Genomic DNA, 24449 nt, shown 5'->3' on the forward strand with positions numbered 1-24449 from the left:
TGTCTCCCTTTCAGACCTTTCACACCTTTTCGAAATCGACCTTCTCCCGGACGGCGCAGTCCGGGCAGCACCACTCGTCGGGAATCTGCTCCCATCGGGTGCCGGCTGAAAACCCTTCCCGGGGTTCACCTTTGGCCTCGTCGTAGACGTAGTCGCAGACCGGGCACCGATAGGCCGCCATCATGCCGCGTCTCCGTGCCGGGCTGCGTGCACGGCCCCGTACCGGGCCAGCATCTTGGCGCGCACCCGGGGGTGCAGGTTGACCCTGGTGATGTCGCCGTCGTAGTGCTCGAGCACCCGGTGGTCCATCACCTTGCGCCACAGCGGCGGGAAGTAGGTCAGCGAGATCATCGACGCGTACCCACTGGGCAGGTTCGGCGCCCCGTCCATGCTGCGCAACGTCTGGTAACGACGGGTGGGGTTGGCGTGGTGGTCGCTGTGCCGCTGCAGGTGATACAGGAACAGGTTGGTGACGATGTGGTCGGAGTTCCAGCTGTGCACCGGCGCGCAGCGCTCGTAGCGGGCCTTCCCGGAAGCGGTGCCGATCTTCTGCCGCAGCAGTCCGTAGTGCTCGAGGTAGTTGACCGCTTCCAGCAGGCTGAAGCCGAACACCGCCTGGATGATCACGAACGGGATCAGGCCCACGCCGAAAACCGCGATCAGCACCCCCCACAACACCACCGACATCGCCCAGGCGTTGAGCACGTCGTTGGACAGGTAGGTCCGGGGGTCCCAGGGGCTCTTACCGAGCCGGCGAATCCGTTGGGCTTCCAGCCCGATCGCGGAGCGCAGGCTGCCGATGACGCTGCGCGGCAGGAATTCCCAGAAGGTCTCCCCGAAGCGGGCCGACGCCGGATCCTCCGGGGTGGACACCCGCACGTGGTGCCCACGATTGTGCTCGATGTAGAAGTGGCCGTAGCAGGTCTGGGCCAGCGTGATCTTGGACAACCAGCGCTCCAGCGACTCCTTCTTGTGACCCATCTCGTGGGCTGTGTTGATGCCGACGCCACCAAGCACACCCACCGACAGGGCAACCCCGATCTTGCCCGCCCAGCTCAAACCGCCCTCGAAGCCGAGCCAACCGAGGTCGGACGCGGTAAACAGATAGGCGCCCAGCACCACACTGAGGTATTGGAACGGGACGTAGATGTAGGTGCAGTAGCGGTAGTACTTGTCGTTTTCCAGCCGCTCCATCACCTCGTCGGGCGGGTTCTGACCGTCGGGCCCGAAGCGCAGGTCCAGCAGCGGCAACAGGATGTAGACCAGGAACGGTCCGATCCACAGCGGCGCCTGGGCCGCGGCGTGCCAGCCCAGCTGGTTCAGCCCCCACACGATCGGCAGCATCACGAACAACGCCGTCGGGGCGATCAATCCCATCAGCCACAGGTGGCGCTTCTTATCGCGCCACTCCGTTTCGGGAGCTTGCGCCAACTCGGAACTGAACTGTGTGGTCATATGCCAAACCTCCTCGTGAGTCACACCACGCTTAAGGTTGGACATTACTGCCTTATACGTCTGCTGTCTAGACATCAGACGTATATTTGTACACTATGTTTCCAAAATGGCCTTACTTGTCAGGCGCCGCATTGGCCACCTCCCGGTTTCCGTGCACCGAATGCCGGTGCCCATAGCCCACGTAGATCGCGGTGCCCAACACCAACCAGACGCCGAACCGGACCCAGGTCAGCGCGGTCAGATTCACCATCAACCACAGACACGCGCACAGCGAGGCGATCGGAAGCCACGGCACCAACGGCGCCCGGAAGCCGCGCTTCAGGTCGGGCCGCTTCCTGCGCAGAATGATCACACCGCCGGATACCAGGACGAAGGCGAACAAGGTGCCGACGTTGACCATCTCTTCGAGCTTGGTGATGGGAAAGACCGACGCCGTCGCGGCCACCACCACCGCGACCAGCACGGTGATCCGCACCGGCGTGCCGCGTGGCCCGGTCTTGGCCAGCTGCCGCGGCAACAGCCCGTCGCGCGCCATCGCGAACAGGACCCGGCACTGTCCGAGCATCAGCACCATCACCACGGTGGTCAGCCCGGCGAGCGCCCCGACGGAGATGATGCCGCTGGCCCAGTACACCCCGTTGGCCGTGAAGGCGGTGGCCAGGTTCGCCTGGCCGCCGCCCCGCACGGTGCGCAGCTGCCGGTAGGACACCATGCCGGACAGCACCACCGACACCGCGACATAGAGCAGCGTGACGATGCCCAGCGACGCCAGAATGCCCCGCGGGACGTCACGCTGCGGATGCTTGGTCTCCTCGGCCATCGTGGCCACGATGTCGAAGCCGATGAACGCGAAGAACACGATCGACGCCCCGGCCAGGACGCCGTACCAGCCGTAGTGGCTGCCGTGGGCTCCGGTCAGCAGCGACAGCACCGACTGGTCGGCGCCCTTGCCCTGATGTTCGGGTTCGGGTTCGGGAATGAAGGGCGAGTAATTGGCGGCCTTGATGTAGAACGCGCCGACTATCACGACGAAGATGACCACCGACACCTTGATGGTGGTGACCACGGCAGAAAACCTCGACGACAACTTGGTGCCCAGCGCGACCAGGGTCGCCACCACCGCGACGATCAGCAATGCACCCCAGTCGAAGTTGACCGATCCGAAATGGATTGTGCCACCAGCAAATCCGAACACTGTGCCCAGATAGCTGGACCAGCCCTTGGCGACGACGGCGGCGCCGACGGCCAATTCCAGGACCAGGTTCCAGCCGATCACCCACGCCAGGAACTCACCGAAAGTCGCATAGGAGAAGGTGTATGCGCTGCCGGCCACCGGAAGCGTCGAGGCGAATTCGGCATAGCACAGGGCCGCCAGCGCGCAGGTGCCCGCGGCGATGAGAAACGACACCCAGATGGCCGGGCCGGTGATGTCGCCGGCAGTCGAGGCGGTGACCGTGAAGATACCGGCGCCGATCACCACCGAAACACCGAACACCACCAGGTCTCTCCAGGTGAGGTCCTTGCGCAGCCGAGTGTCCGGCTCGTCGGTGTCAGCGATCGATTGCTCTACCGACTTCGTGCGCCATCGATCGGCCATGCGTGTCCTCTCGCCTCCAGCTGTGACCGCACAGTACTGGGTACGCTGCCGGGGATGAGGGCGAGCTTGCGAAACAGCGCCGCAAACCCCAAGGACCACGCGGTCGTCATCGGCGCCAGCATCGGCGGGTTGTGCGCAGCCCGGGCGCTCGCCGACTTCTATGCCACGGTGACCGTCTTCGAGCGCGACGAACTGCCGGACACGCCCTCGTATCGCGGCGCGGTCCCCCAGGACCGTCATCTGCACCTGCTGATGGCCCGCGGCGCGCTGGAATTCGAGGCGCTGTTCCCCGGTCTGTTGGCGGAACTGGTGGCAGCCGGCGTGCCGATGCTGGACAACCGCCCGGAGTGCATCTACCTCGGCGCGGTAGGCCACGTCCTGGGCACCGGCCGGCAACTGCGTAAGCAGTTCACCGCCTATCTGCCGAGCCGGCCCCACCTGGAGTGGCAGCTGCGACGACGGGTGCTGGCCCTCGGCAACGTCGCGATCCGGCGGCGCACCGTCAACCAGCCGCGGTTCGACGGCGCACGTGACCGGGTAACCGGTGTGCTGGCGGAGACCGGCGCCGATGATCCGGAGTTCGTCGCGGCCGATCTCGCCGTCGATGCGGCCGGTCGCGGCAGTCGGCTGCCGGTGTGGTTGGCGCAGTGGGGATATCAGCGCCCGGCCGAGGACACCGTCGACGTCGGCATCGGCTATGCCAGCCACCGGCTCACCATCCCGGACGGACTCATCCGGGAAAAGATCGTGGTCACCGGTGTCGGCCCAGGGCAATCGCTGGGCCTGGGCATGTTGTGCTACGAGGACGGCAGCTGGATCTTGACGACGTTCGGGGTCGCCAAAGCCACCCCGCCTGCGACCTTCGACGAGATGCGTGAGCTCGGCTACCGGCTGCTGCCCAGCCGTTTCGCCGATGCGTTGGCCCGGGCCGAACCCGTCGGCGCCCCGGCATTCCTCGCATTTCCGGTCAGCAGATGGCGCCGCTACGACAAGCTGAGTCGCTTCCCGGCCGGGATCATCCCGTTCGGGGACGCCGTCGCCAGCTTCAATCCCACCTTCGGGCAGGGCATGACGATGGCGTCCCTGCAGGCCGGCCGGCTGCGCCAGGCACTGCAATCCGCACCCGGCGAGCCGGCCGTCGAATTCAACCGGGCCGCCGCCAAGATCACCAGACCGGTGTGGACGATGAACGCGATCGCCGACCACTGCTTCCAACACGCCGACGGGCCGATGCCGCGCTGGTATCGGCCGGTCGGCGCGCTCTACGACCAGTTCCTCGGTGCCGCTGAAACCAATCCTGTTCTGGCCGAATGGTTTTTACGCCGAATCTCGCTGCTCGACAGCCTGTACACGGTGCCGTCGGCGCCAATCATCGGCCGCGCCGTGGCGCACAACATGCGGCTGTGGCTGCGCGAGCGCCGGTCGCCGCGACAGTAGCGGGTACGCTGCGGGAATGCGGGGGAGCTTGGCGAGCACGACGGATTCCAGGGACCATGCGATCGTCATCGGGGCCAGCATCGCGGGGCTGTGCGCGGCGCGGGTGCTCTCGGATTTTTTCGGCCGGGTGACGGTTTTCGAGCGCGACGAGCTGCCGGACGCACCGGCCAACCGCGCCACGGTTCCCCAAGACCGGCACCTGCACATGCTGATGGCCCGTGGCGCAGACGAATTCGACAGCCTCTTCCCCGGCCTGTTGAAAGACATGGTCGCCGCCGGTGTGCCCATGCTGGAGAACCGCCCGGACTGCATCTACTTCGGGGCCGCGGGCCACGTCCTGGGGACAGCACACACGCTGCGCGAAGAGTTCACCGCCTACGTGCCCAGCCGGCCGCATCTGGAATGGCAGCTGCGCCGGCGGGTCCTCGACATCGACAACGTCGAGATCGTGCGGCGACTCGTTCTCGAACCGCGGTTCGCGCCCGCCCGGCAACGGGTGACCGGGGTGCTGCTCGCACCCCAGGAAGACGGTGATCCCGAGTTCCGGGCCGCCGACCTCGTCGTCGACGCGGCGGGGCGCGGCACCCGGCTACCAGTGTGGTTGACGCAGTGGGGATTTCAGCGCCCGGCCGAGGAAACCGTGGACATCGGCATCAACTACGCCAGCCAGCAGTTCCGCCTCCCCGACGGCCTGCTGCGGGAGAAGGTGGTGGTCGCCGGCGCCTCACATGACCAGTCGCTGGGCCTGGGCATGCTGTGCTACGAGGACGGCACCTGGGTGATCACCACCTTCGGCGTCGCCCATGCCAAGCCGCCGTCGACCTTCCCCGAGATGCGCGCGCTCGCCGACCAGCTGCTGCCGGCCCGATTCGCCGACGCGCTAGCACAGGCCGAACCGGTGGGCAGCCCGGTCCTGCATGCCTTTCCGGCCAGCCGGTGGCGCCGCTACGACAAACTGGAGCGGTTCCCGGCGGGCATCCTCCCGTTCGGCGACGCCGTGGCCAGCTTCAACCCCACCTTCGGGCAGGGCATGACGATGACGTCGCTGCAGGCCGGCAATCTGCGCCGGGCGCTGCAATCTCCCACGAAAAGCCTTGCGGCCGAATTCAACCGGCTCACCCGCAAGACGACCTATCCGGTGTGGATGATGAACGCCATCGGCGACATCACCTTCCACCACGGCGTCGCCGGGCCGGTCCCGTGGTGGTGGCGACCATCCGGTGCGTTGTTCGACCAATTCCTCGGCGCCGCCGAAACGAATCCCGTTCTCGCCGAATGGTTTTTACGCCGGTTCTCGCTGCTGGATAGCCTGTACATGATTCCGCCGCCGCGGATTGTCGGCCGGGCCATGGCCCACAACCTGCGGCTATGGCTCGGCGAGCGCCGCCAAGCCGTCGCCGGTAGGCGGCAAGCCGTCACAGCCCCACGGTAGCCCGGAACAGTTTCGTGGGCTCGTGCGCGAGCAGCCGAATCGGGCCGTCGTCAGCGGCCACCCAGGCAGCCATCCCCTGCTTGAGCGTCAACGACTTCGACTTGCCATGGACCATGGTCGAACCCTCGGTGCACAACAAGATCTGTGGGCCCTCATGGCTGGAGGGTGCATCGATCTCGTGGCCCAGCTGATCCGCGCCGAGCGCGAGCAACGCGACCGCGAACTCCTCGGCCGGAGTGTCGTAAACCAGCTCCAGCCCGTCGCGCCGGATCGGCGGCCGCAGTTGCGACTCCGCGGTCGGGGCGAAGTCCAGCACCCGCAGCAGCTCCGGCACATCGACGTGCTTGGGAGTCAGACCGCCACGTAATACGTTGTCGGAGTTGGCCATTACCTCCAGCGCGAAACCCCGCAGATAGGTGTGCAAGTTGCCGGCCGGCAGGAATATCGCCTCACCCGGCCACAGGCTGATCCGGTTGAGCAACAACGCCGCGAGCACCCCGGCGTCGCCGGGATAACGCTCGCCCAGCTCCAGCACCGTCTTGACCTCCGCGGCGAATTCCGTCGCACCGGAGCTGAGGTAGTGAATGGCGCCCTCCAGCACGGCGGGCACCAGCACGTCGATGTCGGGCTGGGGGGCGGTGATCCAGGTGGTGAACAGCGCACGCAGGCCGTCGGCGTCGGACTGGTCGCTGAGCAAGTCGATGAACGGGTCGAGGTCCGACACCGCCAGCGCCTGCAGCAGCTCGCGGGTGCGGGCGGCCTGACGGAAGCCGGCCAGCGCCTCGAACGGCTGCAACGCCACCAGCAACTCGGGCTTGTGGCTGGTGTCGCGATAGTTGCGCACCGGCGACGCCACCGGAATGCCGAGCCGCTCTTCCCGTAGATAGCCCTCGATGGCCTGCTCGGCGCTGGGGTGGGCCTGCAACGACAACGGCTCGTCGGCGGCCAGGACCTTCACCAGGAACGGCAGCACATCGCCGAACCGGGTGCGCAACCCGTGACCGAGCTGTCCCTCCGGATCGGTGCTCAGCGCTTCCAGCAACGAGGTTTCGCCTTTGTCGGTTTCCAGCCAGGCGGGGTCACCAGGGTGCGCACCAAACCAGAGTTCGGCTTCGGGGTGGGCGGCCGGCACCGGCCGCCCGGTGAACTCGGCGATAGCGGTACGCGATCCCCAGGCGTATGTCCGTAACGCTCCGCGTAGCAATTCCACCTTGTATCTATCCCCGCGCCAGTCGCAAATACACCGCGGCCATCTCCAGCCGAACGGCCAATATTGCCAGTTGCTGTTCGGGACGTTGAGCGGCGGCCGCTGTGAGCGGGCCATCCGACCCGGCCACGCCGGGGTCCTGCGTCGCGTCCTCGGCCGTGACCAGGTTGATGTCGTCCAGCCCGGCGATCCGGGCGCCGACCACCGTCCGCTCCCCGGCCAACGTCAGCGCCAGCACCCGCATCCGCTCGGGCAGCGGGCCGTCGATCTGCTCGTCGTGGAACAGGGCATCCCCCGAATAACCGGCGGCACCGGAGGCCGCGCCGGCCCGCAGCGCCACCACCGCGTCGGCCAGCCAGGCGGCCGCGGCCACCTGCTGCGCGATCCGCAGCAGCACCGAGCTGCCGTGCCGCGCCAGGGCCAGGGTGGCGGCGTTGTCACCGGTCAGCGCAACCCGGCGTCCCGATACCCGCGCGGCAAGCGTCTTAGCCGGGTTGGTGAACACCTCGCGGGCGGCACTGTTGTGCAACGCCTCGGCATCGAGTTCGTCGGCCAGCGACGCCAGGTCGATCTGCAGCCTGGGGTCCACGGTGCTCAGCGCGGCCAAGCCCGCGGCCAGGTAGCGGCACAACCCGAACTCGTCGGGAACCCGTAGTCGTGGTTCCAGCACCGCGACTCGACCGGCCGTGGAGTCGCGCAGCGGACCCGCATAGGGGGCTACGACGACGACCCGCGCGCCTCGGCGCACACCGGTCGCGGCCGCTGCGACCAGTGCGGGATCACCGGGGTCGTCACCGGCGACAATGAGGACGTCAAGCGGACCCACCCAGGGCGGTGCCTCCCTGGCGAGCGCGATCGGCTCCGCGGCCGCAGCCGCGAGCGTCGATACCAGCATCGCCCCGGCCGTCTCGGCGGGACCTCGCCCGCCCACCCAGATCACCGTTCGGGGCCGGTCGCCGCCGCGCAGCAAGTCCAGTTCGCCTTCGTCGTGTGCGGCGGCAATCGCCCGCACCTGCGCACCGGCGGTCGACGCGGCGCGCAACAGGCCGTCGCGGTCGGCGGCGATCAGGCCGGCGGCGTCTTCGAGATCGACCGAGTGGACGGCACTCACGGTCCCGCCTCCGCCGGCAGCTGGGCCGCGATTTCGCCGCTGACCTGCTGCACCACCGCATCGACCTCCTCGGCGGTGCGGGCCTCCACGTTGAGCCGCAGCAACGGCTCGGTGTTGGAGCTGCGCAGGTTGAACCAGCTGTCATCGCCCAGATCCACCGTTACGCCGTCGAGGTGGTCGATGGACTGGACCCGGCTGCCGAACGACTTCAGCACCGCCTCCACGCACGCCTCGGCGTCGGCCACACGGAAGTTAATCTCACCGGACGATTCATAGCGCTGGTAGTCGGCGGTCAGCTCGGACAACGGCCGGTCCTGCTCACCGAGGGCGGCCAGCACATACAGTGCGGCCAGCATCCCCGAATCGGCGCCCCAGAAATCGCGGAAGTAGTAGTGGGCCGAGTGTTCGCCGCCGAAGATCGCGCCGGTGTCGGCCATCAGCGCCTTGATATAGGAGTGTCCGACTCGCGAGCGCAGCGGCGTGCCGCCGCGCTCGACGACCAGTTCGGGCACCGCGCGCGAGGTGATCACGTTGTGGATCACCGTGGCGCCGATCTCCCGGCCGAGCTCGCGCGCTGCCACCAGGCTGGTCACCGTTGACGGCGACACGGGGTGGCCGGTCTCGTCGACCACGAAGCAGCGGTCGGCGTCTCCGTCGAAGGCCAGGCCGATATCGGCGCCGGTGTCGCGCACATAGGACTGCAGGTCCACCAGGTTGGCCGGATCGAGCGGGTTGGCCTCGTGATTGGGAAACGAGCCGTCGAGTTCGAAGTACAAGGGCAGCAAGGTAATCGAGCCGATGGGGCCGAGCACGGCCGGCGCGGTGTGGCCGGCCATCCCGTTGCCGGCGTCCACGGCCACCCGCAGCGGCCGCAGTCCGGTGGTGTTGACCAGCGATCGCAGGAATTTCCCGTAGTCGTCCAGCACATCCTGGTCGGTGCACGTTCCGGCCGGCCCGTCGTAGGCGGGCACGCCATTGATGAGATCGTCGCGGATGGCGATGAGCCCGGTATCCGCGCCCACCGGTTTGGCGCCGGCCCGGCACAGCTTGATGCCGTTGTATGCGGCGGGGTTGTGGCTGGCGGTGAACATCGCACCGGGGCAGTCCAGCAGTCCCGAGGCGAAATAGAGCTGATCGGTCGACGCCAAACCGATGCGCACCACGTCGAGGCCCTGTCCGGTCACCCCGTCGGCAAACGCGGCGGCCAACGACGGCGAACTGTCGCGCATGTCGTGGCCGATCACCACCTGCCGCGCACCCTCGGTGTGCATCAACCGGGCGAAGGCCGCGCCGATATCGGCGGTCAGCGACTCATCGATCTCTTCCCCGACCAACCCGCGCACGTCATAAGCCTTGATAACACGATTGATAACCGCGGCGGGCCAAGACATGGCGGGGCTCCTGACGACTGAGGTTTTCTGCGTCCCTTGGCCGCCAGCCTATCGGCCCGACGAAGTCGCCGACGGCATCGGTCCGGACCGGAGCCGAACCGGCTGCGGGAATCGGCCGGGCCAGTCGTGACTAGTCGGGTGGATCGGGCAACACCCGAAGGTGTCCACGGCGACGTCCATTGCGATGTTCGGACGGCGCGAACACCCCACCACTCGGAGCCTTAGCATGAACACCGGCCTGAACACCGGCGTGGTGGACCACGGGATCGGGGAAGCCGTTGTGCGGCGAGCCGTTTCTGCCGGGATGGGCCACCGAATAGGCCCCGGCAGCGACGGGGCCGCCCTCGCGCACCGCGTCGGCCAGCGCAACCAGATCGTCCTCATCGGGATTGGTGGGTAGCGGTCCGGCATGGCGCACGAGTTCCCACCCGCGCGGCGCGGTGATGCGGCCGGCGTGGCTGACGCACAGATCCCAGGAGTGCGGTTCGCGTGCGGTGGCGAGCGGACCCACGACCGCCGTCGAGTCCGAGTAGACGAACGTCAACGTTGCCACTGCATAGTGCGGACACCCGGGCCGGCAGCAGCGACGGGGTACGTTCACGACCGAAAGGCTATCGTGCGGAAACGCCGCCGGAGCGGCGGACACGCGCATCCGTGCCAGCCGCGATGTGCAACCGTTACCATCGGCGCGTGACCGATTCCCGCGGCTACCCGCGCAGCGGCCGGCCGGGTGGCAGATCCGCGGCGGCGCGTCGGGTGCGGCGCCGGGGCCGCGAGTGGCGTGGCCCGCTGCTGCCGCCGACGGTGCCGGGGTGGCGCAGCCGGTCCGAGCGGTTCGACATGGCGGTGCTGGAAGCCTACGAACCCATCGAGCGCCGCTGGCAGGAGCGGGTGTCGGAATTGGACGTCGCGGTCGACGAGATCCCGCGCATCTCGGCCAAGGATCCCGAGAGCGTGCAGTGGCCGCCCGAAGTCATCGCCGACGGGCCGATCCCGCTTGCCCGGCTGATACCGGCAGGGGTCGACGTCCGCGGCAATGCCACGCGGGCACGAATCGTGTTGTTCCGCAAGCCAATTGAGCGACGGGCGAAGGACACCCTGGAGCTTGGCGAGTTGTTGCACGAAATCTTGGTGGCCCAGGTGGCCAGCTATCTGGATGTCGAGCCCTCGGTCGTCGACCCGACGATCGACGACGACTGAGCGCCGGGCTGCCCTAGATCCCGAACAGGATCCCGCTCAGATGATTCCGCGCTTGAGGCGGCGACGCTCGCGCTCCGACAGGCCACCCCAGATGCCGAAACGCTCGTCGTGAGCCAGCGCGTATTCCAGGCACTCGTGGCGCACCTCGCAGCCGAGGCAGATCTTCTTTGCCTCGCGGGTCGAGCCGCCCTTCTCCGGAAAGAACGCCTCGGGATCCGTTTGGGCACAAAGGGCGCGGTCCTGCCACTGGTCGGCGGGCGGCTCGACGGGAGCCGGCGCCGGCTGAGGCTCGAACGCGTCGGGAACCAAACTCAAGTGCGGTCGGGCAATCTCCATCGATGGCACTGTCGCCGAGCCGGCAGCGGTGTGCGGTGCGCCTGCCATCACACCCCTAAGGTGCTCATAGGACATGCCGCCGCCTCCTCACCTAATAGATCGTGAAATGGTTTGCCACTGTTTTGATGTGCGGTTAACCCAATTCGAACTAGTGATCGAATCTCGGTCTGCGACACCGAAACCGGCCGGCCAACCGGGAAATGACACTGATGTGATTAGACACGCATTGGGCAGCCGGGTCAAGCATTCCGGCGCATTTCCATACCATCTCGTGATCAAATTTCCGCGATTCTGTTTCGGTTCGTTGTACGGCGTGTCTAGTGCACTTCGTCACAATGACCGTCAGGGGCCCGTCAGGGGCCCGTCAGGGGCCCCTCGGGGGGCCGGTCAGGGGCCGGCGTGAAAGCGCGGCAACCCCGCCCTGATCCCCCGTCCCCGGCGGGTACTGTCCTGCGGTGTGAAGGTCACCGTTCTCGTGGGGGGAGTCGGCGGCGCCCGCTTTCTGTTGGGGGTCCAGCAGTTGCTCGGCCTGGGACAGTTTGCCATACCGGGACACGACGCATGTCACGAATTGACGGCGGTGGTCAACATCGGTGACGATGCCTGGATCCACGGGCTGCGCGTCTGCCCGGACCTGGACACCTGCATGTACACCCTGGGCGGCGGTGTCGATCCGCAGCGCGGTTGGGGTCATCGCGACGAAACCTGGCACGTCAAAGAGGAACTCGCGCGCTACGGCGTGCAGCCGGACTGGTTCCAGCTCGGCGACCGGGATCTGGCGACCCACCTGGTGCGCACTCAGATGCTGCGGGCCGGCTACCCACTGTCGCAGATCACCGCGGCACTGTGTGACCGCTGGCAACCGGGGGCGACGTTACTCCCGGTCAGCGACGACCGTTGCGAAACCCACGTGGTGATCACCGACCCGGAGACCCGATCCCGGCGTGCCATCCACTTCCAGGAGTGGTGGGTGCGTTACCGCGCCCAGGTGCCGACCCACAGCTTCGCCTTCATCGGCACCGAAACAGCTAGTGCTACAACAGAAGTGGTGGCCGCCATCGCCGAGGCCGACGTCGTCATGCTGGCTCCGTCCAACCCGGTGGTCAGCATCGGCGCCATCCTGGCGGTCCCCGGAATCCGGGCCGCCCTGCGGGCCACCTCAGCGCCGATCGTCGGCTACTCGCCGATCATCGGGGGAAAACCGTTGCGCGGCATGGCCGATGCGTGTCTTTCGGTGCTCGGGGTGGATTCCACCGCGGCGGCGGTGGGCCGGCACTACGGCGCGCGCACCGGCACCGGCATACTCGACTGCTGGCTGGTCGCCGAGGGCGATCAGGCCGATATCGACGGCGTGCTGGTGCGATCGATACCGCTGTTGATGAGCGACCCGAAGGCAACCGCGGAGATGGTGAGCGCCGGGCTGGAGCTTGCGGGCGTGGCGGCGTGAGCGAGCACGGCACCGGATCGGCCGTCGAAATCCTGCCTGTCACCGGGCTTCCCGAATTCCGCCCTGGCGATGACCTGAGCGCGGCGATCGCCGCGGCCGCGCCCTGGCTGTGCGACGGCGACGTCGTAGTGGTCACCAGCAAGGTGGTGTCCAAGTGCGAGGGCCGGCTGGTGCCGGCACCGGAGTCCGAGGAGGCGCGAGATCGGCTGCGTCGCAAGCTGATCGACGACGAAGCGGTACGGATATTGGCCCGCAAGGGCAAGACGTTGATCACCGAGAACCGACTCGGGCTGGTGCAGGCCGCCGCCGGGGTCGACGGATCCAACGTCAACCGGAATGAATTGGCGCTGCTGCCCGCCGATCCCGACGCCAGCGCCGCGGCGCTGCGCGCCGGGCTGCGCGAACGCCTCGGTGTCACCGTGGCTGTGGTGGTCACCGACACCATGGGACGAGCCTGGCGCTGCGGCCAGATCGACGCCGCGGTCGGCGCCGCCGGTCTGGCGGTGTTGCATAACTATGCGGGCGCCCTGGACCGGCACGGCAACGAGTTGGTCGTCACCGAGATCGCGGTCGCCGACGAGATCGCCGCCGCCGCCGATCTGGTCAAGGGCAAGTTGACGGCGCTACCGGTGGCCGTGGTCCGCGGGCTGCCGGTGCGCGACGACGGCTCCACGGCGCGGCGCTTGGTGCGGCCGGGCGCCGAGGACCTGTTCTGGCTCGGGACCGCCGAAGCCATCGAGCTGGGGCGTCGACAGGCCCAGCTGTTGCGCAGGTCGGTTCGCCGGTTCAACCCCGAGCCGGTACCGCCGGAGTTCGTCGAATCCGCGGTCGCCGAGGCGCTCACCGCGCCGGCCCCGCACCACACCCGGCCGGTGCGCTTCGTATGGTTACAGACGCCGGCGGTGCGCACCCGGCTGCTCGACCGGATGAAAGACAAGTGGCGCTCCGATCTGGCCGGCGACGGCAAGCCGGCCGACGCCGTCGAACGCCGCGTCGCGCGCGGCCAAATCCTTTACGACGCACCCGAAGTCGTGATCCCGATGCTGGTTCCCGAGGGCGCCCACGCCTACCCCGACGCGGCCCGCGGCCACGCCGAGCACACCATGTTCACCGTCGCGGTGGGAGCCGCGGTGCAAGCTCTGCTGGTCGCCCTGGCGGTGCGTGGACTGGGCAGTTGCTGGATCGGCTCGACGATCTTCGCCGCCGATCTGGTGCGTGCCGAATTGCGGTTGCCTGCCGACTGGGAGCCGTTGGGCGCCATCGCGATCGGCTACCCCCAAGAGCCGACGGGGGTGCGCGACCCGGCGCCCGTCGGGGATCTGCTGATCCGCAAGTGACAATGTTCGCCGGTAAGGCCGCCGCGTCCGCCGACAAAGTTCGCGGCGGCTACTACACGCCGCCCGCGGTGGCCCGGTTCCTTGCCCGGTGGGTCTGCGAGGCCGGCCCACGGATCCTGGAGCCCTCCTGCGGGGATGGCCGGATTCTGCGGGAACTGGCTGCGCTGACGTGCCGGGCGCACGGTGTGGAACTCGTTGAGCGGGAAGCGAAAAAGTCGCGAGAATTCGCAGCCGTCGACGTCGACAACTTTTTCAGCTGGCTGCATACGACCCGACCCGGCAGCTGGGACGGTATCGCCGGCAACCCGCCCTATATCCGCTTCGGCAACTGGGCGCCCGATCAGCGGGCACCGGCCCTGGAGCTGATGCGAAGCGCGGGCCTGCGCCCGACGAAGCTGACCAATGCCTGGGTCCCGTTCGTCGTGGCCAGCACAAACCTGGTGCGCGACGGCGGACGAGTGGGCCTGGTGGTTCCGGCGGAATTGTTGCAGGTCGGCTACGCGGCGCAACTGCGGGAATTTCTGCTGAGCAGTTATCGCGAAATCACGCTGGTGACTTTCGAGCGATTGGTATTCGACGCGATCCTGCAAGAAGTCGTGTTGTTCTGCGGAGTGGTCGGCGCGGGCCCGGCGCGGATACGCACGGTCAACCTCGCCGGCGCCGGTGGACTCGAGCGCGCGAACCTCACCGGCGAGACCGCTCCGGCACTGCTTCACGAAAAAGAGAAGTGGACCACCTATTTCCTCGAGCCGGGTCAGGTCGAGCTGTTACGCGCACTGCGCCGGTCCGGGGCCATGGTCAGGCTCGGCGACCTGGCGGAGGTGGACGTGGGCATCGTGACCGGCCGCAACAGCTTCTTCACCTTCACCGACGTCGAGGCGGCCGCGCGGGGGCTGCGGCGGCACTGCGTTCCGCTGGTCTCTCGCAGCGCCCAACTCAGCGGTCTGGTCTACGACGACGATTGCCGGGCAAGCGATGTCGCCGCCGGGCACCGAACCTGGCTGCTGGACGCCCCCATCACCCGCACAGATCCCGCTTTGGCCGCACACCTTGCCGCCGGCGAGGCCGCCGGGGTTCACCTGGGTTATAAGTGCTCGATCCGCAAACCGTGGTGGCGCACGCCGTCGCTGTGGATTCCGGACCTTTTCATGCTGCGCCAAATCCACTGCGCGCCGCGCCTGACGGTCAATGCGGCCGCGGCGACGAGCACCGACACCGTGCATCGGGTACGGGTGGGCCCCGCCGTCGATCCGGCAAGGCTCGCCGCCGTCTTCCACAACAGCGCGACGTTCGCGTTCGCCGAGATCATGGGCCGCAGTTACGGCGGTGGCGTCCTGGAGCTCGAGCCGGGTGAGGCCGAGCTGTTGCCGGTCCCGCCGCCGGCGTCCGCGAGCATCGAACTTGCCCGCGACGTCGATCTGCTGCTGAAGGCGAACGAGACGGAGAAGGCCCTCGACATTGTGGATCGCCAGGTCCTGATCGAGCGGCTCGGTCTGTCGCCGGACCTGGTCACGAGCTGCCGGGCGGCGTGGTCCACCCTTCGCGATCGCCGACGCAACCGGGGGTCGCGTTGAGCATCCGGGATTCGGTGATCGCCACCCTGACCGATTGGCAGGCTCCCGATCCGGGCCAGGACTCGCTGCGGCATGCCGTGCTGGCGTTCGTGCATGCCCGCGCCGACGCGTGCCGGCGCGACTGCGAAGCCGGCCACATCACCGCCTCCACGCTGGTGCTGGACGACAGCGGCACCCAGGTGCTGCTGTGTCTGCATCGCCGCTTCGGTCGTTGGGTGCAGCTGGGCGGCCACTGCGAGGACGATGACCGCGACGTGGTCGCCGCGGCGCTGCGCGAGGCGACCGAGGAATCCGGCATCGCGGGTTTGCGACTGGCGCCCGAACTGGTCGCGGTGCACGTGCACCCGGTCACCTGCTCGTTGGGAGTGCCGACGCGTCACCTGGATCTGCAGTTCGTGGCGCATGCGCCGGCCGGGGCGCAGATCGCGATCAGCGACGAGTCCGAGGACCTGCGGTGGTGGCCGGCCGAGGAGTTACCGCCCGGAGCCGACCACGCGCTGGCGTACCTGGTGACTCAAGCAACTCGGGCGACACGCCGGGCGTGACGCCAGCGTCACGTTCGGCGTCGGGCGTGACGCCAGCGTCACGCCCGACGGCGAACAAGCTCAGACGTCGGACGAGTAGCGGATGCCGCCGTCGGGAATGGAGACCCCGGGCCACACCCGGGCGCCACGCAGCAGTTCGCAGCGCGCGCCGATGTCGGCGCCGTCGCCGATCACGCCGTCGCGGATCAGCGCCCGGGGCCCGATGCGGGCGCCGAAGCCGATGATCGATCGCTCGATCACGCTGCCGGCCTCCACCTTGACGCCGTCGAAGATGACCGCGCCGTCCAGCCGGGCGCCGGGACCGATCTCGGCGCCCCGCCCGACGACCGTGCCGCCGATCAGCAGCGCCCCGGGCGAGATCGCCGCGCCGTCGTGCACCAGCTGCTCACCGCGATGGCCGTGCAGGGCCGGCGACGGAGCGATGCCGCGAACCAGGTCAGCCGACCCGCGCACGAAGTCTTCCGGTGTCCCCATGTCCCGCCAGTACGTGGCATCGACATAGCCGCAGATCCGGACGTCGGGGTCGGCGAGCAATGCCGGAAAGACCACGCGTTCCACCGAGACTTCGCGGCCCCGGGGAATCCGGTCGATGATCTCGCGCTTGAACACATAGCATCCGGCGTTGATCTGGTCGGTGGGCGGATCCTCGGTCTTCTCCAGAAAGGCGGTGACCCGGCCGTCGGCGTCGGTGGGTACACAGCCGAAGGCCCTCGGGTCACCCACCCGGACCAGGTGCAGGGTGACGTCAGCCTGGTTGGTGTCGTGGAATTCCAGCAGTTGGTTCAGGTCGGCCCCGGAGAGGACGTCGCCGTTGAACACCATCACGGTGTCGTAGCGCAACTTGTCAGCCACATTGGCGATGCCGCCGCCGGTGCCCAACGGATGCTCTTCGGTCACGTAGTCGATCTGCAGACCCAGCTTGGACCCGTCGCCGAATTCGGCTTCGAACACCTCGGCCCGGTATGACGTGCTCAGGATGACGTGTTCGATCCCTGCCGCCGCGATGCGCGACAGCAGATGGGTCAGAAACGGCAGCCCGGCGGTCGGGAGCATGGGTTTGGGCGCGGACAACGTCAGCGGCCGCAGCCTGGTGCCCTTGCCGCCGACCAGGATCACCGCATCGACTTGCCGACCTGCCAACTCAGTGCCGCCCTTCTACTAGTTTCCGGCGCGAACTGCGCACCATGAGACGAGAACGCACCGCCAGTGATCCCCGCAGCGTCCAGCGCAGCGGCGCACGCCACCAGCCGCCATGGCGATCCGCCAGGAATATGTAGGTGCTTTGGTGATGCGCCGCCAGATGCGTCGCCGGGTCGCGTCCGGTCGAGTGCCCCTTGTGATGCAGGACCTCGGCCGACGGCACATAGACGCTGAGCCAGCCGGCCTTGCCGAGCCGATCGCCCAGGTCGACGTCCTCCATGTACATGAAGTAGCGCTCGTCGAACCCGCCCACCTGGGTGAAGGCAGAGCGTCGTAGCAACAGACACGACCCCGACAGCCAACCGACCGCCCGCTCACTGGGCTCCAGATGCTCCTGGCGGTAGGCCTTCGTCCACCGATTACCCGGCCATACCGGTCCGAGCAGCGCGTGCATGCCGCCGCGGATCAGGCTCGGCAGGTGGCGTGCCGACGGGTACACCGAGCCGTCGGGGTCGCGGATCAGCGGACCCAGCGCACCCGCATTGGGCCAGCGCTCGGCGGCGCCCAGCAGGGCATCGATGCTGCCCGGCCCCCATTGCACATCCGGGTTGGCCACGATCACCCAGTCGGGCAGCCAGTCCTCACCGAGCCGGTCGAGCTGGGAAACGGTGAAGTTCACCGCGGTTCCGTAGCCGAGGTTGGCTCCCGTCGGCAGCAGCCGCACGTTGGGATAGCGCTCGACCGCCGCCTGCGGTGTTCCGTCGGTGGAGCCGTTGTCGGCCAGCAACACACCGACCGGACGCTCGGTGGCCAGCGACAACGACGCCAGGAACCGCTCCAGGTGCGGGCCCGGCGAATAGGTCACCGCGACGACCGGCAAGACGTCAGTCACGCGTAGAGGGTAACGGTCATGGCGTGGGATGTCCCGGGGCTGCGCCGCAAGCTGCCGCCAGGGCCGCCGCCAGCGCGCTGCGCCAGGGCCGCAGCGGGGTCAAGCCGGCCGCGGCCCAGGCCAGCCCACCCAACGCCGAGTAGCTCGGCCGCGGCGCGGGCCGCGGGAACCGGTCACTGCTGACCGGGCGCACCCGCCCCGGGTCGGCGCCGCATTCTTCGAACACCGCGCGAGCTTGGGCGAACCGGGAGACCGCACCCTCGTTGGCGGCATGTAACACCCCGCCGGGTACGCCGGCGCCGGCCACTTCCAGCAGCGCGGCGGTCAGGTCGGCCACATAGGTCGGTGATCCGGTCTGGTCGCTGACCACGTCTACCGGGCCGTCACCGGTGGCCAGCCGGCGCATGACGGCCACGAAGTCCGTGCCGTCCCCGCCGGTGTAGACCCACGCGGTGCGCACCACGACGGCTTCCGGCAACGCCGCCAGCACCGCTTGTTCACCGGCGAGCTTGCTGCGGGCATACACACTCTGCGGCGCGGTTGCGTCGCCGGGCTCGTAGGGATGTGGCGGCGCGCCGCCGAAGTCGCCGTTGAACACGTAGTCGGTCGAGACGTGGATCAGCCGGGCGTCGACACGCGCGCAGGCACGCGCGAGGTTTTCCGGCCCGATGGCATTGACGGCGTAGGCGCGGGCCTCGTCGCTTTCGGCGGCGTCGACGTCGGTGTAGGCGGCGCAATTGAGCACGATGTCGCCGTTTCGGATGATCAGGTCGGCCGCGCCCGGGTCGGTGATGTCCCATTGCGACGACGTCCGCGCCAGCACCTCGCGGCCCGCGAGGCCCGCCTGCGCAGCCACAACGCGGCCCAGCTGCCCGCCCGCACCGCTGATCACGATCCTGCCCGACATGCGTTTGAGTCTGGCACGCCGACCCGTGCTACCCGGAAAGTAGCTGTGACGCAAGTAGCCTACAGTGATGCCTGTGCAACGTGTGGTTCGTGCGGTGTGCACCGCATCGGCCGTCGCGGTCGTCCTCGGCACCGGATTGGCATGGACCAACGTCCGGTCGTTCGAAGACGGCATCTTCCACATGTCCGCGCCCTCGCTGGGCCACGGCGGCGACGACGGGGCGATCGACATCTTGTTGGTCGGCCTGGATAGCCGCACCGATGCCCACGGCAACCCGCTGTCCGCCGAGGAACTGGCGACATTGCGCGCCGGCGACGAGGAAGCCACCAACACCGACACGATCATCCTGATCCGCATCCCCAACAACGGGAAGTCGGCCACCGCGATATCCATCCCGCGCGACTCCTACGTCCAGGCCCCCGGCCTGGGCAAGACCAAGATCAACGGCGTCTACGGCCAGACCCGGGAGGCCAAGCGGGCCGGACTGGTCCAAGCCGGCGCTTCTGCAGCCGAGGCGGCGGCGGCGGGCACCGAAGCCGGTCGCGAGGCGCTGATCAAGACGGTGGCCGAACTCACCGGCGTCACGGTCGACCACTACGCCGAGATCGGCCTGCTCGGTTTCGCGTTGATCGCCGACGCGCTCGGCGGCGTCGACGTGTGCCTCAAAGAACCTGTCTACGAACCGCTTTCGGGCGCCGACTTCCCGGCCGGGCGGCAGAAGCTCAACGGTCCGCAGGCGCTGAGCTTCGTCCGCCAGCGCCACGAGTTGCCGCGCGGCGACCTAGACCGGGTGGTGCGCCAGCAGGCGGTGATGGCCTCGCTCGCCCACCGGGTCATCTCCGGCAAGACGCTGTCCAGCCCGGCCACGCTCAAGCGGCTGGAGCAGGCCGTGCAGCGCTCGGTGGTGTTGTCGTCGGGCTGGGACATCATGGATTTCGTCAAGCAGATGCAGAGCCTGTCCGGCGGCAACGTCGCCTTTGCCACCATCCCGGTGCTCGACGGCGCCGGCTGGAGCGACGACGGGATGCAGAGCGTGGTGCGGGTGGACCCGCACCAGGTGGCCGACTGGGTGGGTGGGCTGCTGCACGAGCAGGACGAGGGCAAGACCGAGCAGCTGGCCTACACCCCGGCCAAGACCACCGCGGACGTGGCCAACGACACCGACATCAACGGACTGGCCGCAGCTGTTTCGGAAGTATTGAGCGCCAAGGGATTCGGCACGGGTTCGGTGGGCAACAACGACAGCGGCCACGTGAAGGGCAGCCAGGTGCGGGCCCCCAAGACCGACGACCTGGGCGCGCAGCAGGTGGCCAAGGAACTGGGCGGGCTACCGATCGTCGCCGACTCGTCCGTACCACCGGGAACGGTCCGGGTGGTACTGGCCAACGACTACACCGGACCGGGCTCGGGCCTTGGGGCTAACTCGAGCGGCACCATGACGCCTGCCCGCGCTTCGAATTCCGGGAATGCCGGCACCTCGGACACCGCTCCCCCGCCCTCGCCGATCCTGACCGCGGGCTCAGATAATCCGGAGTGCATCAACTGACCACGCTGTCGGCAGCGATCCTCGACCCGATGCTGCGAGCCGATCCGGTCGGCCCCCGTATCACCTACTACGACGACATGACCGGCGAGCGCATCGAGCTGTCAGCGGCGACCCTGGCGAATTGGGCAGCCAAGACCGGGAACCTGCTGCGCGACGAGCTGGCCGCCGGGCCAGCCAGCCGGGTCGCGGTGTTGCTGCCGGCACATTGGCAAACGGCGGCCGTGCTGTTCGGGGTGTGGTGGATCGGCGCCGAGGTAGTGCTCGACGGCCCGGCCGATCTGGCTCTGTGCACCGCGCCGCGGCTCGACGAGGCCGATGCGGCGGTTGCCGGCGGCGAGGTGGCGGTGTTGTCGATGGATCCGTTCGGCCGGCCGGCGCCCGACCTCCCGATCGGGGTCACCGACTACGCCACGGCGGTACGGGTCCACGGCGACCAGATCATTGCCGAGCGCCACCCCGGGCCGGCGCTGGCCGGCCGATCGGTGGCCCAGGTGCTGGCCGACTGCGAAAACTCCGCGACGGCAAGAGGTTTGACGGCAAACGATCGGGTGCTTTCCAGCGCGTCCTGGTCCACACCCGATGAGCTGGTGGACGGCTTGCTCGCGGTTTTCGTCGTCGGCGCCTCGTTGGTACAGGTGACCAATCCCGACGCCGGGGTGCTGCAACGCCGGATTGAGACCGAAAAGGTCACCCGTGTCCTGTAACCACCCACCAACCGGTGGCATGGCGGACAAGATCTGCCGCAACCAACCGGGCGGAGCGCCGGACGCTGCACCCGGCGAAAGCAGGGCTAAAGCTAAGGCGTCGGGTGCGGGCTGCCCCTCCACGGGTACATGGTCTTGGTCATCACGTCGACAATGCCTTCGGAATTCCAGTACCAGTCGTGGGGAACATTCCAGTCCCAGCTGAGCACCTGACTTCCCGGGGGAGGGGGGTCACCGGGGAACCAGTGCGTGCAGGTCATTCCCGGCGGGCAGTTCCCACCCTGGTAGCTAGGGCCGTCCGCCTGGGCAGTGCCCGATGCGAATACCGCCACGGCAAAACTGGCGGCCACTGTGCCCGCTAGTCCCCGCAGTCCGTTCATGGGTGTCTCCCTTGCGCCCGGCGCGACCCGATGACGCGCCTGCCTGAAGCCATTCCAGTGCGGCCGGATTGCTACCGATCCCAACTATGCCGGAGGGAACGCGGACTCGTACCGGTTACCGACAGACGCCGATTTCCTGCGCCGCGTGCGAAGGTGTCGGCGACCGACACCGACGTTCGCAGACTCGACACCCGAACGGCAATACATATTGATATTGCCATATTTCTATGTTAATTTCGGCACCGCAACCTAGCCCACAGGGTGACGACACGACCAATAGAGAGGTTCAAGCAATGGCAGTGCAGGCGATCTTTGCGAAGGCAGCAACTACGGTGATCACCGGTCTGGCCGGGGTCACCGCCTATGAGGTGTTGAAGAAGATGGCGGCCAAGGCCCCGTTGCACCAGACCGCCGTGTCGGCCGCAGAGCTTGGTCTGCGTGGCACTCGTAAGGCCGAGGAGGCCGCGGAATCGGCCAGGCTCAAGATTTCCGACGTGATGGCCGAGGCCCGGGAGCGCATCGGCGAGGAGGCGCCCACTCCTGCCGTTGCTCACGCCCACGACCACGACCACTGAGCCACTCGAGATGACGCTGGCAATTCCTCAATCCGTTCCTCACCAAGTGGTTTCCGATGCGGCCGGGCGCATGCGGGTCCACGTCGGCTGGGTGCGCGGTAATTCCCGCCGGGCGGTTGCGGTCGAAGAGGCCGTCGCCAAGCAGAACGGAGTGCGGGTGGTGCACGCCTACCCGCGCACCGGGTCGGTCGTGGTGTGGTACTCGCCGCGGCGTTGCGACCGCTCGGCGGTGTTGCAGGCGATCAACGACGCGCAGCAGGTCGCGGCCGAGTTCATTCCGGCGCGGGCCCCGCATTCCTCGGAAATCCGCAACGCCGACGTGCTGCGCATGGTCATCGGCGGGGCGGCGCTGGCCCTGCTCGGGGTGCGCCGCTATGTGTTCAAGCAGCCGCCGCTGTTGGGCCCCAGCGGCCGGATGGTCGCCACCGGCGTCACCATTTTCACCGGCTACCCGTTCCTACGCGGCGCACTGCGCTCGCTGCGCTCCGGCAAGGCGGGTACCGACGCGCTGGTCTCGGCGGCCACCGTCGCCAGCCTCATCCTGCGGGAAAACGTCGTCGCGCTCACCGTGCTGTGGCTGCTCAATATCGGTGAGTACCTGCAGGATCTGACGCTGCGACGGACCCGGCGGGCGATTTCTGAGCTGCTGCGCGGCAACCAGGACACCGCCTGGATCCGGTTGCAGGACGGCGCTGAAGTCCAGGTGCCGATCGACACCGTGCAGATCGGCGACGAGGTGGTGGTGCACGACCATGTCGCCATCCCCGTCGACGGTGAGGTGGTCAACGGCGAGGCCATCGTCAACCAGTCGGCGATCACCGGGGAGAACCTCCCGGTCAGCGTCGTGGTCGGGACGCACGTGCACGCGGGTTCGGTGGTGGTGCGCGGGCGCCTGGTGGTGCGCGCCCAGGCCGTGGGCAACCAAACCACGATCGGCCGCATTATCAGCAGAGTCGAAGAGGCGCAACAGGATCGCGCTCCGATCCAAACCGTCGGGGAGAACTTCTCCCGCCGCTTCGTGCCCACCTCGTTCATCGTGTCCGCGATCACCTTGCTGATCACCGGGGACGTCCGGCGGGCCATGACCATGCTGCTGATCGCCTGCCCCTGTGCGGTGGGCCTGTCCACCCCGACGGCGATCAGCGCGGCGATCGGCAACGGGGCGCGCCGCGGCATCCTGATCAAGGGCGGCTCGCACCTGGAACAGGCCGGCCGGGTCGACGCGATCGTGTTCGACAAGACCGGGACGCTGACCGTAGGACGGCCGGTGGTCACCAATATCATTGCCATGCATAAGGATTGGGAGCCCGAACAGGTGCTGGCCTATGCCGCCAGCTCGGAAATCCACTCCCGGCACCCGCTGGCCGAAGCGGTGATCCGCTCGACCGAGGAACGCCGGATCAGCATCCCGCCGCACGAGGAGTGTGAGGTGCTGGTCGGCCTGGGCATGCGAACCTGGGCCGACGGTCGGACCCTGTTACTGGGAAGCCCGTCGCTGTTGCGGTCGGAGAACGTCAAGGTCTCCAAGAAGGCATCGGAATGGGTCGACACCCTGCGACGCCAGGCCGAGACTCCGCTGCTGCTGGCCGTGGACGGCACGCTGGTGGGGCTGATCAGCCTGCGCGACGAGGTACGGCCCGAGGCGGCCGAGGTGCTGAAGGAGTTGCGGGACAACGGTGTTCGCCGCATCGTCATGCTCACCGGTGACCATCCCGACATCGCCAAGGTGGTCGCCGAGGAGTTGGGCATCGACGAGTGGCGCGCCGAGGTGATGCCGGAGGACAAGCTCGAGGTGGTGCGCGAACTGCAGGACGACGGCTACGTCGTCGGGATGGTCGGCGACGGCGTCAACGACGCCCCTGCGCTGGCCGCCGCCGACATCGGGATCGCCATGGGGCTGGCCGGAACCGACGTCGCCGTCGAGACCGCTGATGTGGCGCTGGCCAACGACGATCTGCATCGGCTGCTCGACGTGCGAGACCTGGGTGGTCGGGCAGTGGAAGTGATCCGGCAGAACTACGGCATGTCCATCGCCGTCAATGCGGCCGGACTGCTGATCGGGGCCGGCGGCGCGCTGTCCCCGGTGCTGGCCGCCATCCTGCACAACGCGTCGTCGGTGGCGGTGGTGGCCAACAGCTCTCGGTTGATCCGCTACCGCCTGGATTGAAACCGGTTACGCCGAGATTGCCGTCATGGCTGTGGATGAGCCGCCTACCACAACCCTGGCGGCAATCTC

Annotated in this window: 23 protein-coding genes; 11 read left to right on the top strand and 12 right to left on the bottom strand. The window is 68.1% G+C overall.

Annotated features, from left to right (window positions below; all coding sequences use genetic code 11):
• Window positions 1–19: 19 nt before the first annotated feature.
• From BST40_RS05905 to BST40_RS05915, 3 genes are all read right to left on the bottom strand, one after another.
• Window positions 20–181 (bottom strand): rubredoxin, encoded by a 162-nt coding sequence (locus BST40_RS05905; protein WP_075547790.1) that lies wholly within the window; start codon window positions 179–181, stop codon window positions 20–22.
• The gene (locus BST40_RS05910; RefSeq protein ID WP_075547789.1) at window positions 181–1455 is read right to left on the bottom strand and encodes an alkane 1-monooxygenase; all 1275 of its coding nucleotides are present in this window, start codon (window positions 1453–1455) and stop codon (window positions 181–183) included. Before BST40_RS05910 ends, BST40_RS05905 begins: the two co-directional genes overlap by 1 nt.
• Before the next feature lie 112 nt (window positions 1456–1567).
• On the bottom strand, window positions 1568–3052 hold the full coding sequence (locus BST40_RS05915) for an amino acid permease (protein ID WP_083153756.1): 1485 nt from the start codon (window positions 3050–3052) through the stop codon (window positions 1568–1570).
• Between the two features lie 54 nt (window positions 3053–3106).
• Between BST40_RS05915 and BST40_RS05920 the strand changes: the two genes are divergently transcribed.
• Both BST40_RS05920 and BST40_RS05925 read left to right on the top strand, forming a co-directional pair.
• Window positions 3107–4489: an FAD-dependent monooxygenase family protein gene (locus BST40_RS05920; protein WP_083153758.1), complete on the top strand. Its 1383-nt coding sequence runs from the start codon at window positions 3107–3109 to the stop codon at window positions 4487–4489.
• Window positions 4490–4550: 61 nt separating this feature from the next.
• Complete coding sequence (locus BST40_RS05925; protein ID WP_089025026.1) at window positions 4551–5921, top strand: FAD-dependent oxidoreductase; 1371 nt, start codon at window positions 4551–4553, stop codon at window positions 5919–5921.
• Here BST40_RS05925 and manA read toward each other — a convergent pair.
• The 4 genes from manA to BST40_RS05945 form a co-directional block, all read right to left on the bottom strand.
• Complete coding sequence (gene manA, locus BST40_RS05930; RefSeq protein WP_083153762.1) at window positions 5905–7131, bottom strand: mannose-6-phosphate isomerase, class I; 1227 nt, start codon at window positions 7129–7131, stop codon at window positions 5905–5907. The two genes, BST40_RS05925 and manA, sit on opposite strands and share 17 nt — an antisense overlap.
• A 7-nt stretch (window positions 7132–7138) precedes the next feature.
• The gene (locus tag BST40_RS05935; protein WP_083153764.1) at window positions 7139–8239 is read right to left on the bottom strand and encodes a TobH protein; all 1101 of its coding nucleotides are present in this window, start codon (window positions 8237–8239) and stop codon (window positions 7139–7141) included.
• Window positions 8236–9630, bottom strand: coding sequence for a phosphomannomutase/phosphoglucomutase (locus tag BST40_RS05940; RefSeq protein WP_075547783.1), 1395 nt, complete (start codon window positions 9628–9630; stop codon window positions 8236–8238). Before BST40_RS05940 ends, BST40_RS05935 begins: the two co-directional genes overlap by 4 nt.
• Before the next feature lie 130 nt (window positions 9631–9760).
• Entirely contained in the window at window positions 9761–10231 is a 471-nt protein-coding gene (locus tag BST40_RS05945; protein WP_205411747.1) for a DUF3499 domain-containing protein, read from the bottom strand.
• 65 nt (window positions 10232–10296) lie between these two features.
• Here BST40_RS05945 and BST40_RS05950 point away from each other — a divergent pair, with 65 nt between their 5' ends.
• Window positions 10297–10830: a metallopeptidase family protein gene (locus BST40_RS05950; protein ID WP_371686920.1), complete on the top strand. Its 534-nt coding sequence runs from the start codon at window positions 10297–10299 to the stop codon at window positions 10828–10830.
• Window positions 10831–10866: 36 nt separating this feature from the next.
• On the opposite strand, the gene BST40_RS05955 is transcribed toward BST40_RS05950, so the two are convergent.
• Window positions 10867–11214 carry a WhiB family transcriptional regulator gene (locus BST40_RS05955; protein ID WP_036391130.1) on the bottom strand — a complete coding sequence of 116 codons (348 nt, stop codon included), beginning with the start codon at window positions 11212–11214 and terminating at the stop codon, window positions 10867–10869.
• A 409-nt stretch (window positions 11215–11623) separates the two neighbouring features.
• Here BST40_RS05955 and cofD point away from each other — a divergent pair, with 409 nt between their 5' ends.
• The 4 genes from cofD to BST40_RS05980 are packed head-to-tail and all read left to right on the top strand — an operon-like array spanning window position 11624 to window position 16069.
• Window positions 11624–12613, top strand: a complete 990-nt coding sequence (gene cofD, locus BST40_RS05965) for a 2-phospho-L-lactate transferase (protein ID WP_075547781.1) — start codon at window positions 11624–11626, stop codon at window positions 12611–12613.
• A complete protein-coding gene (locus tag BST40_RS05970) occupies window positions 12610–13950 on the top strand; it encodes a coenzyme F420-0:L-glutamate ligase (protein ID WP_083153768.1) in 1341 nt (446 codons plus the stop codon). Before cofD ends, BST40_RS05970 begins: the two co-directional genes overlap by 4 nt.
• Window positions 13951–13952: 2 nt before the next feature.
• A complete protein-coding gene (locus BST40_RS05975) occupies window positions 13953–15524 on the top strand; it encodes an Eco57I restriction-modification methylase domain-containing protein (RefSeq protein ID WP_075547779.1) in 1572 nt (523 codons plus the stop codon).
• Window positions 15521–16069 carry an NUDIX hydrolase gene (locus BST40_RS05980; protein ID WP_075547778.1) on the top strand — a complete coding sequence of 183 codons (549 nt, stop codon included), beginning with the start codon at window positions 15521–15523 and terminating at the stop codon, window positions 16067–16069. The genes BST40_RS05975 and BST40_RS05980 overlap by 4 nt, the downstream gene beginning before the upstream one ends.
• 60 nt (window positions 16070–16129) lie before the next feature.
• On the opposite strand, the gene manB is transcribed toward BST40_RS05980, so the two are convergent.
• From manB to rfbD, 3 genes are read right to left on the bottom strand one after another with little or no spacing between them, the layout of a single operon-like run.
• Window positions 16130–17209, bottom strand: coding sequence for a mannose-1-phosphate guanylyltransferase (gene manB / locus BST40_RS05985; protein ID WP_075547777.1), 1080 nt, complete (start codon window positions 17207–17209; stop codon window positions 16130–16132).
• Window position 17210: 1 nt separating this feature from the next.
• Window positions 17211–18101, bottom strand: coding sequence for a glycosyltransferase family 2 protein (locus BST40_RS05990; RefSeq protein WP_075547776.1), 891 nt, complete (start codon window positions 18099–18101; stop codon window positions 17211–17213).
• A 16-nt stretch (window positions 18102–18117) separates the two neighbouring features.
• Window positions 18118–19008 (bottom strand): dTDP-4-dehydrorhamnose reductase, encoded by an 891-nt coding sequence (rfbD, locus tag BST40_RS05995; RefSeq protein WP_083153770.1) that lies wholly within the window; start codon window positions 19006–19008, stop codon window positions 18118–18120.
• A 64-nt stretch (window positions 19009–19072) separates the two neighbouring features.
• Here rfbD and BST40_RS06000 point away from each other — a divergent pair, with 64 nt between their 5' ends.
• On the top strand, window positions 19073–20554 hold the full coding sequence (locus BST40_RS06000; protein WP_425270692.1) for an LCP family protein: 1482 nt from the start codon (window positions 19073–19075) through the stop codon (window positions 20552–20554).
• Window positions 20542–21258, top strand: a complete 717-nt coding sequence (locus tag BST40_RS06005) for a TIGR03089 family protein (protein WP_198929534.1) — start codon at window positions 20542–20544, stop codon at window positions 21256–21258. Before BST40_RS06000 ends, BST40_RS06005 begins: the two co-directional genes overlap by 13 nt.
• 92 nt (window positions 21259–21350) lie before the next feature.
• On the opposite strand, the gene BST40_RS06010 is transcribed toward BST40_RS06005, so the two are convergent.
• Window positions 21351–21638 (bottom strand): hypothetical protein, encoded by a 288-nt coding sequence (locus BST40_RS06010; RefSeq protein ID WP_241780270.1) that lies wholly within the window; start codon window positions 21636–21638, stop codon window positions 21351–21353.
• Between the two features lie 293 nt (window positions 21639–21931).
• Here BST40_RS06010 and BST40_RS06015 point away from each other — a divergent pair, with 293 nt between their 5' ends.
• Entirely contained in the window at window positions 21932–22213 is a 282-nt protein-coding gene (locus tag BST40_RS06015; protein WP_075547773.1) for a DUF1490 family protein, read from the top strand.
• 10 nt (window positions 22214–22223) lie between these two features.
• Entirely contained in the window at window positions 22224–24380 is a 2157-nt protein-coding gene (ctpC, locus tag BST40_RS06020; RefSeq protein ID WP_075547772.1) for a manganese-exporting P-type ATPase CtpC, read from the top strand.
• Window positions 24381–24449: the final 69 nt, after the last annotated feature.

Origin of the sequence: Mycobacterium persicum (assembly GCF_002086675.1) — a bacterium.
GTDB lineage: Bacteria > Actinomycetota > Actinomycetes > Mycobacteriales > Mycobacteriaceae > Mycobacterium > Mycobacterium persicum.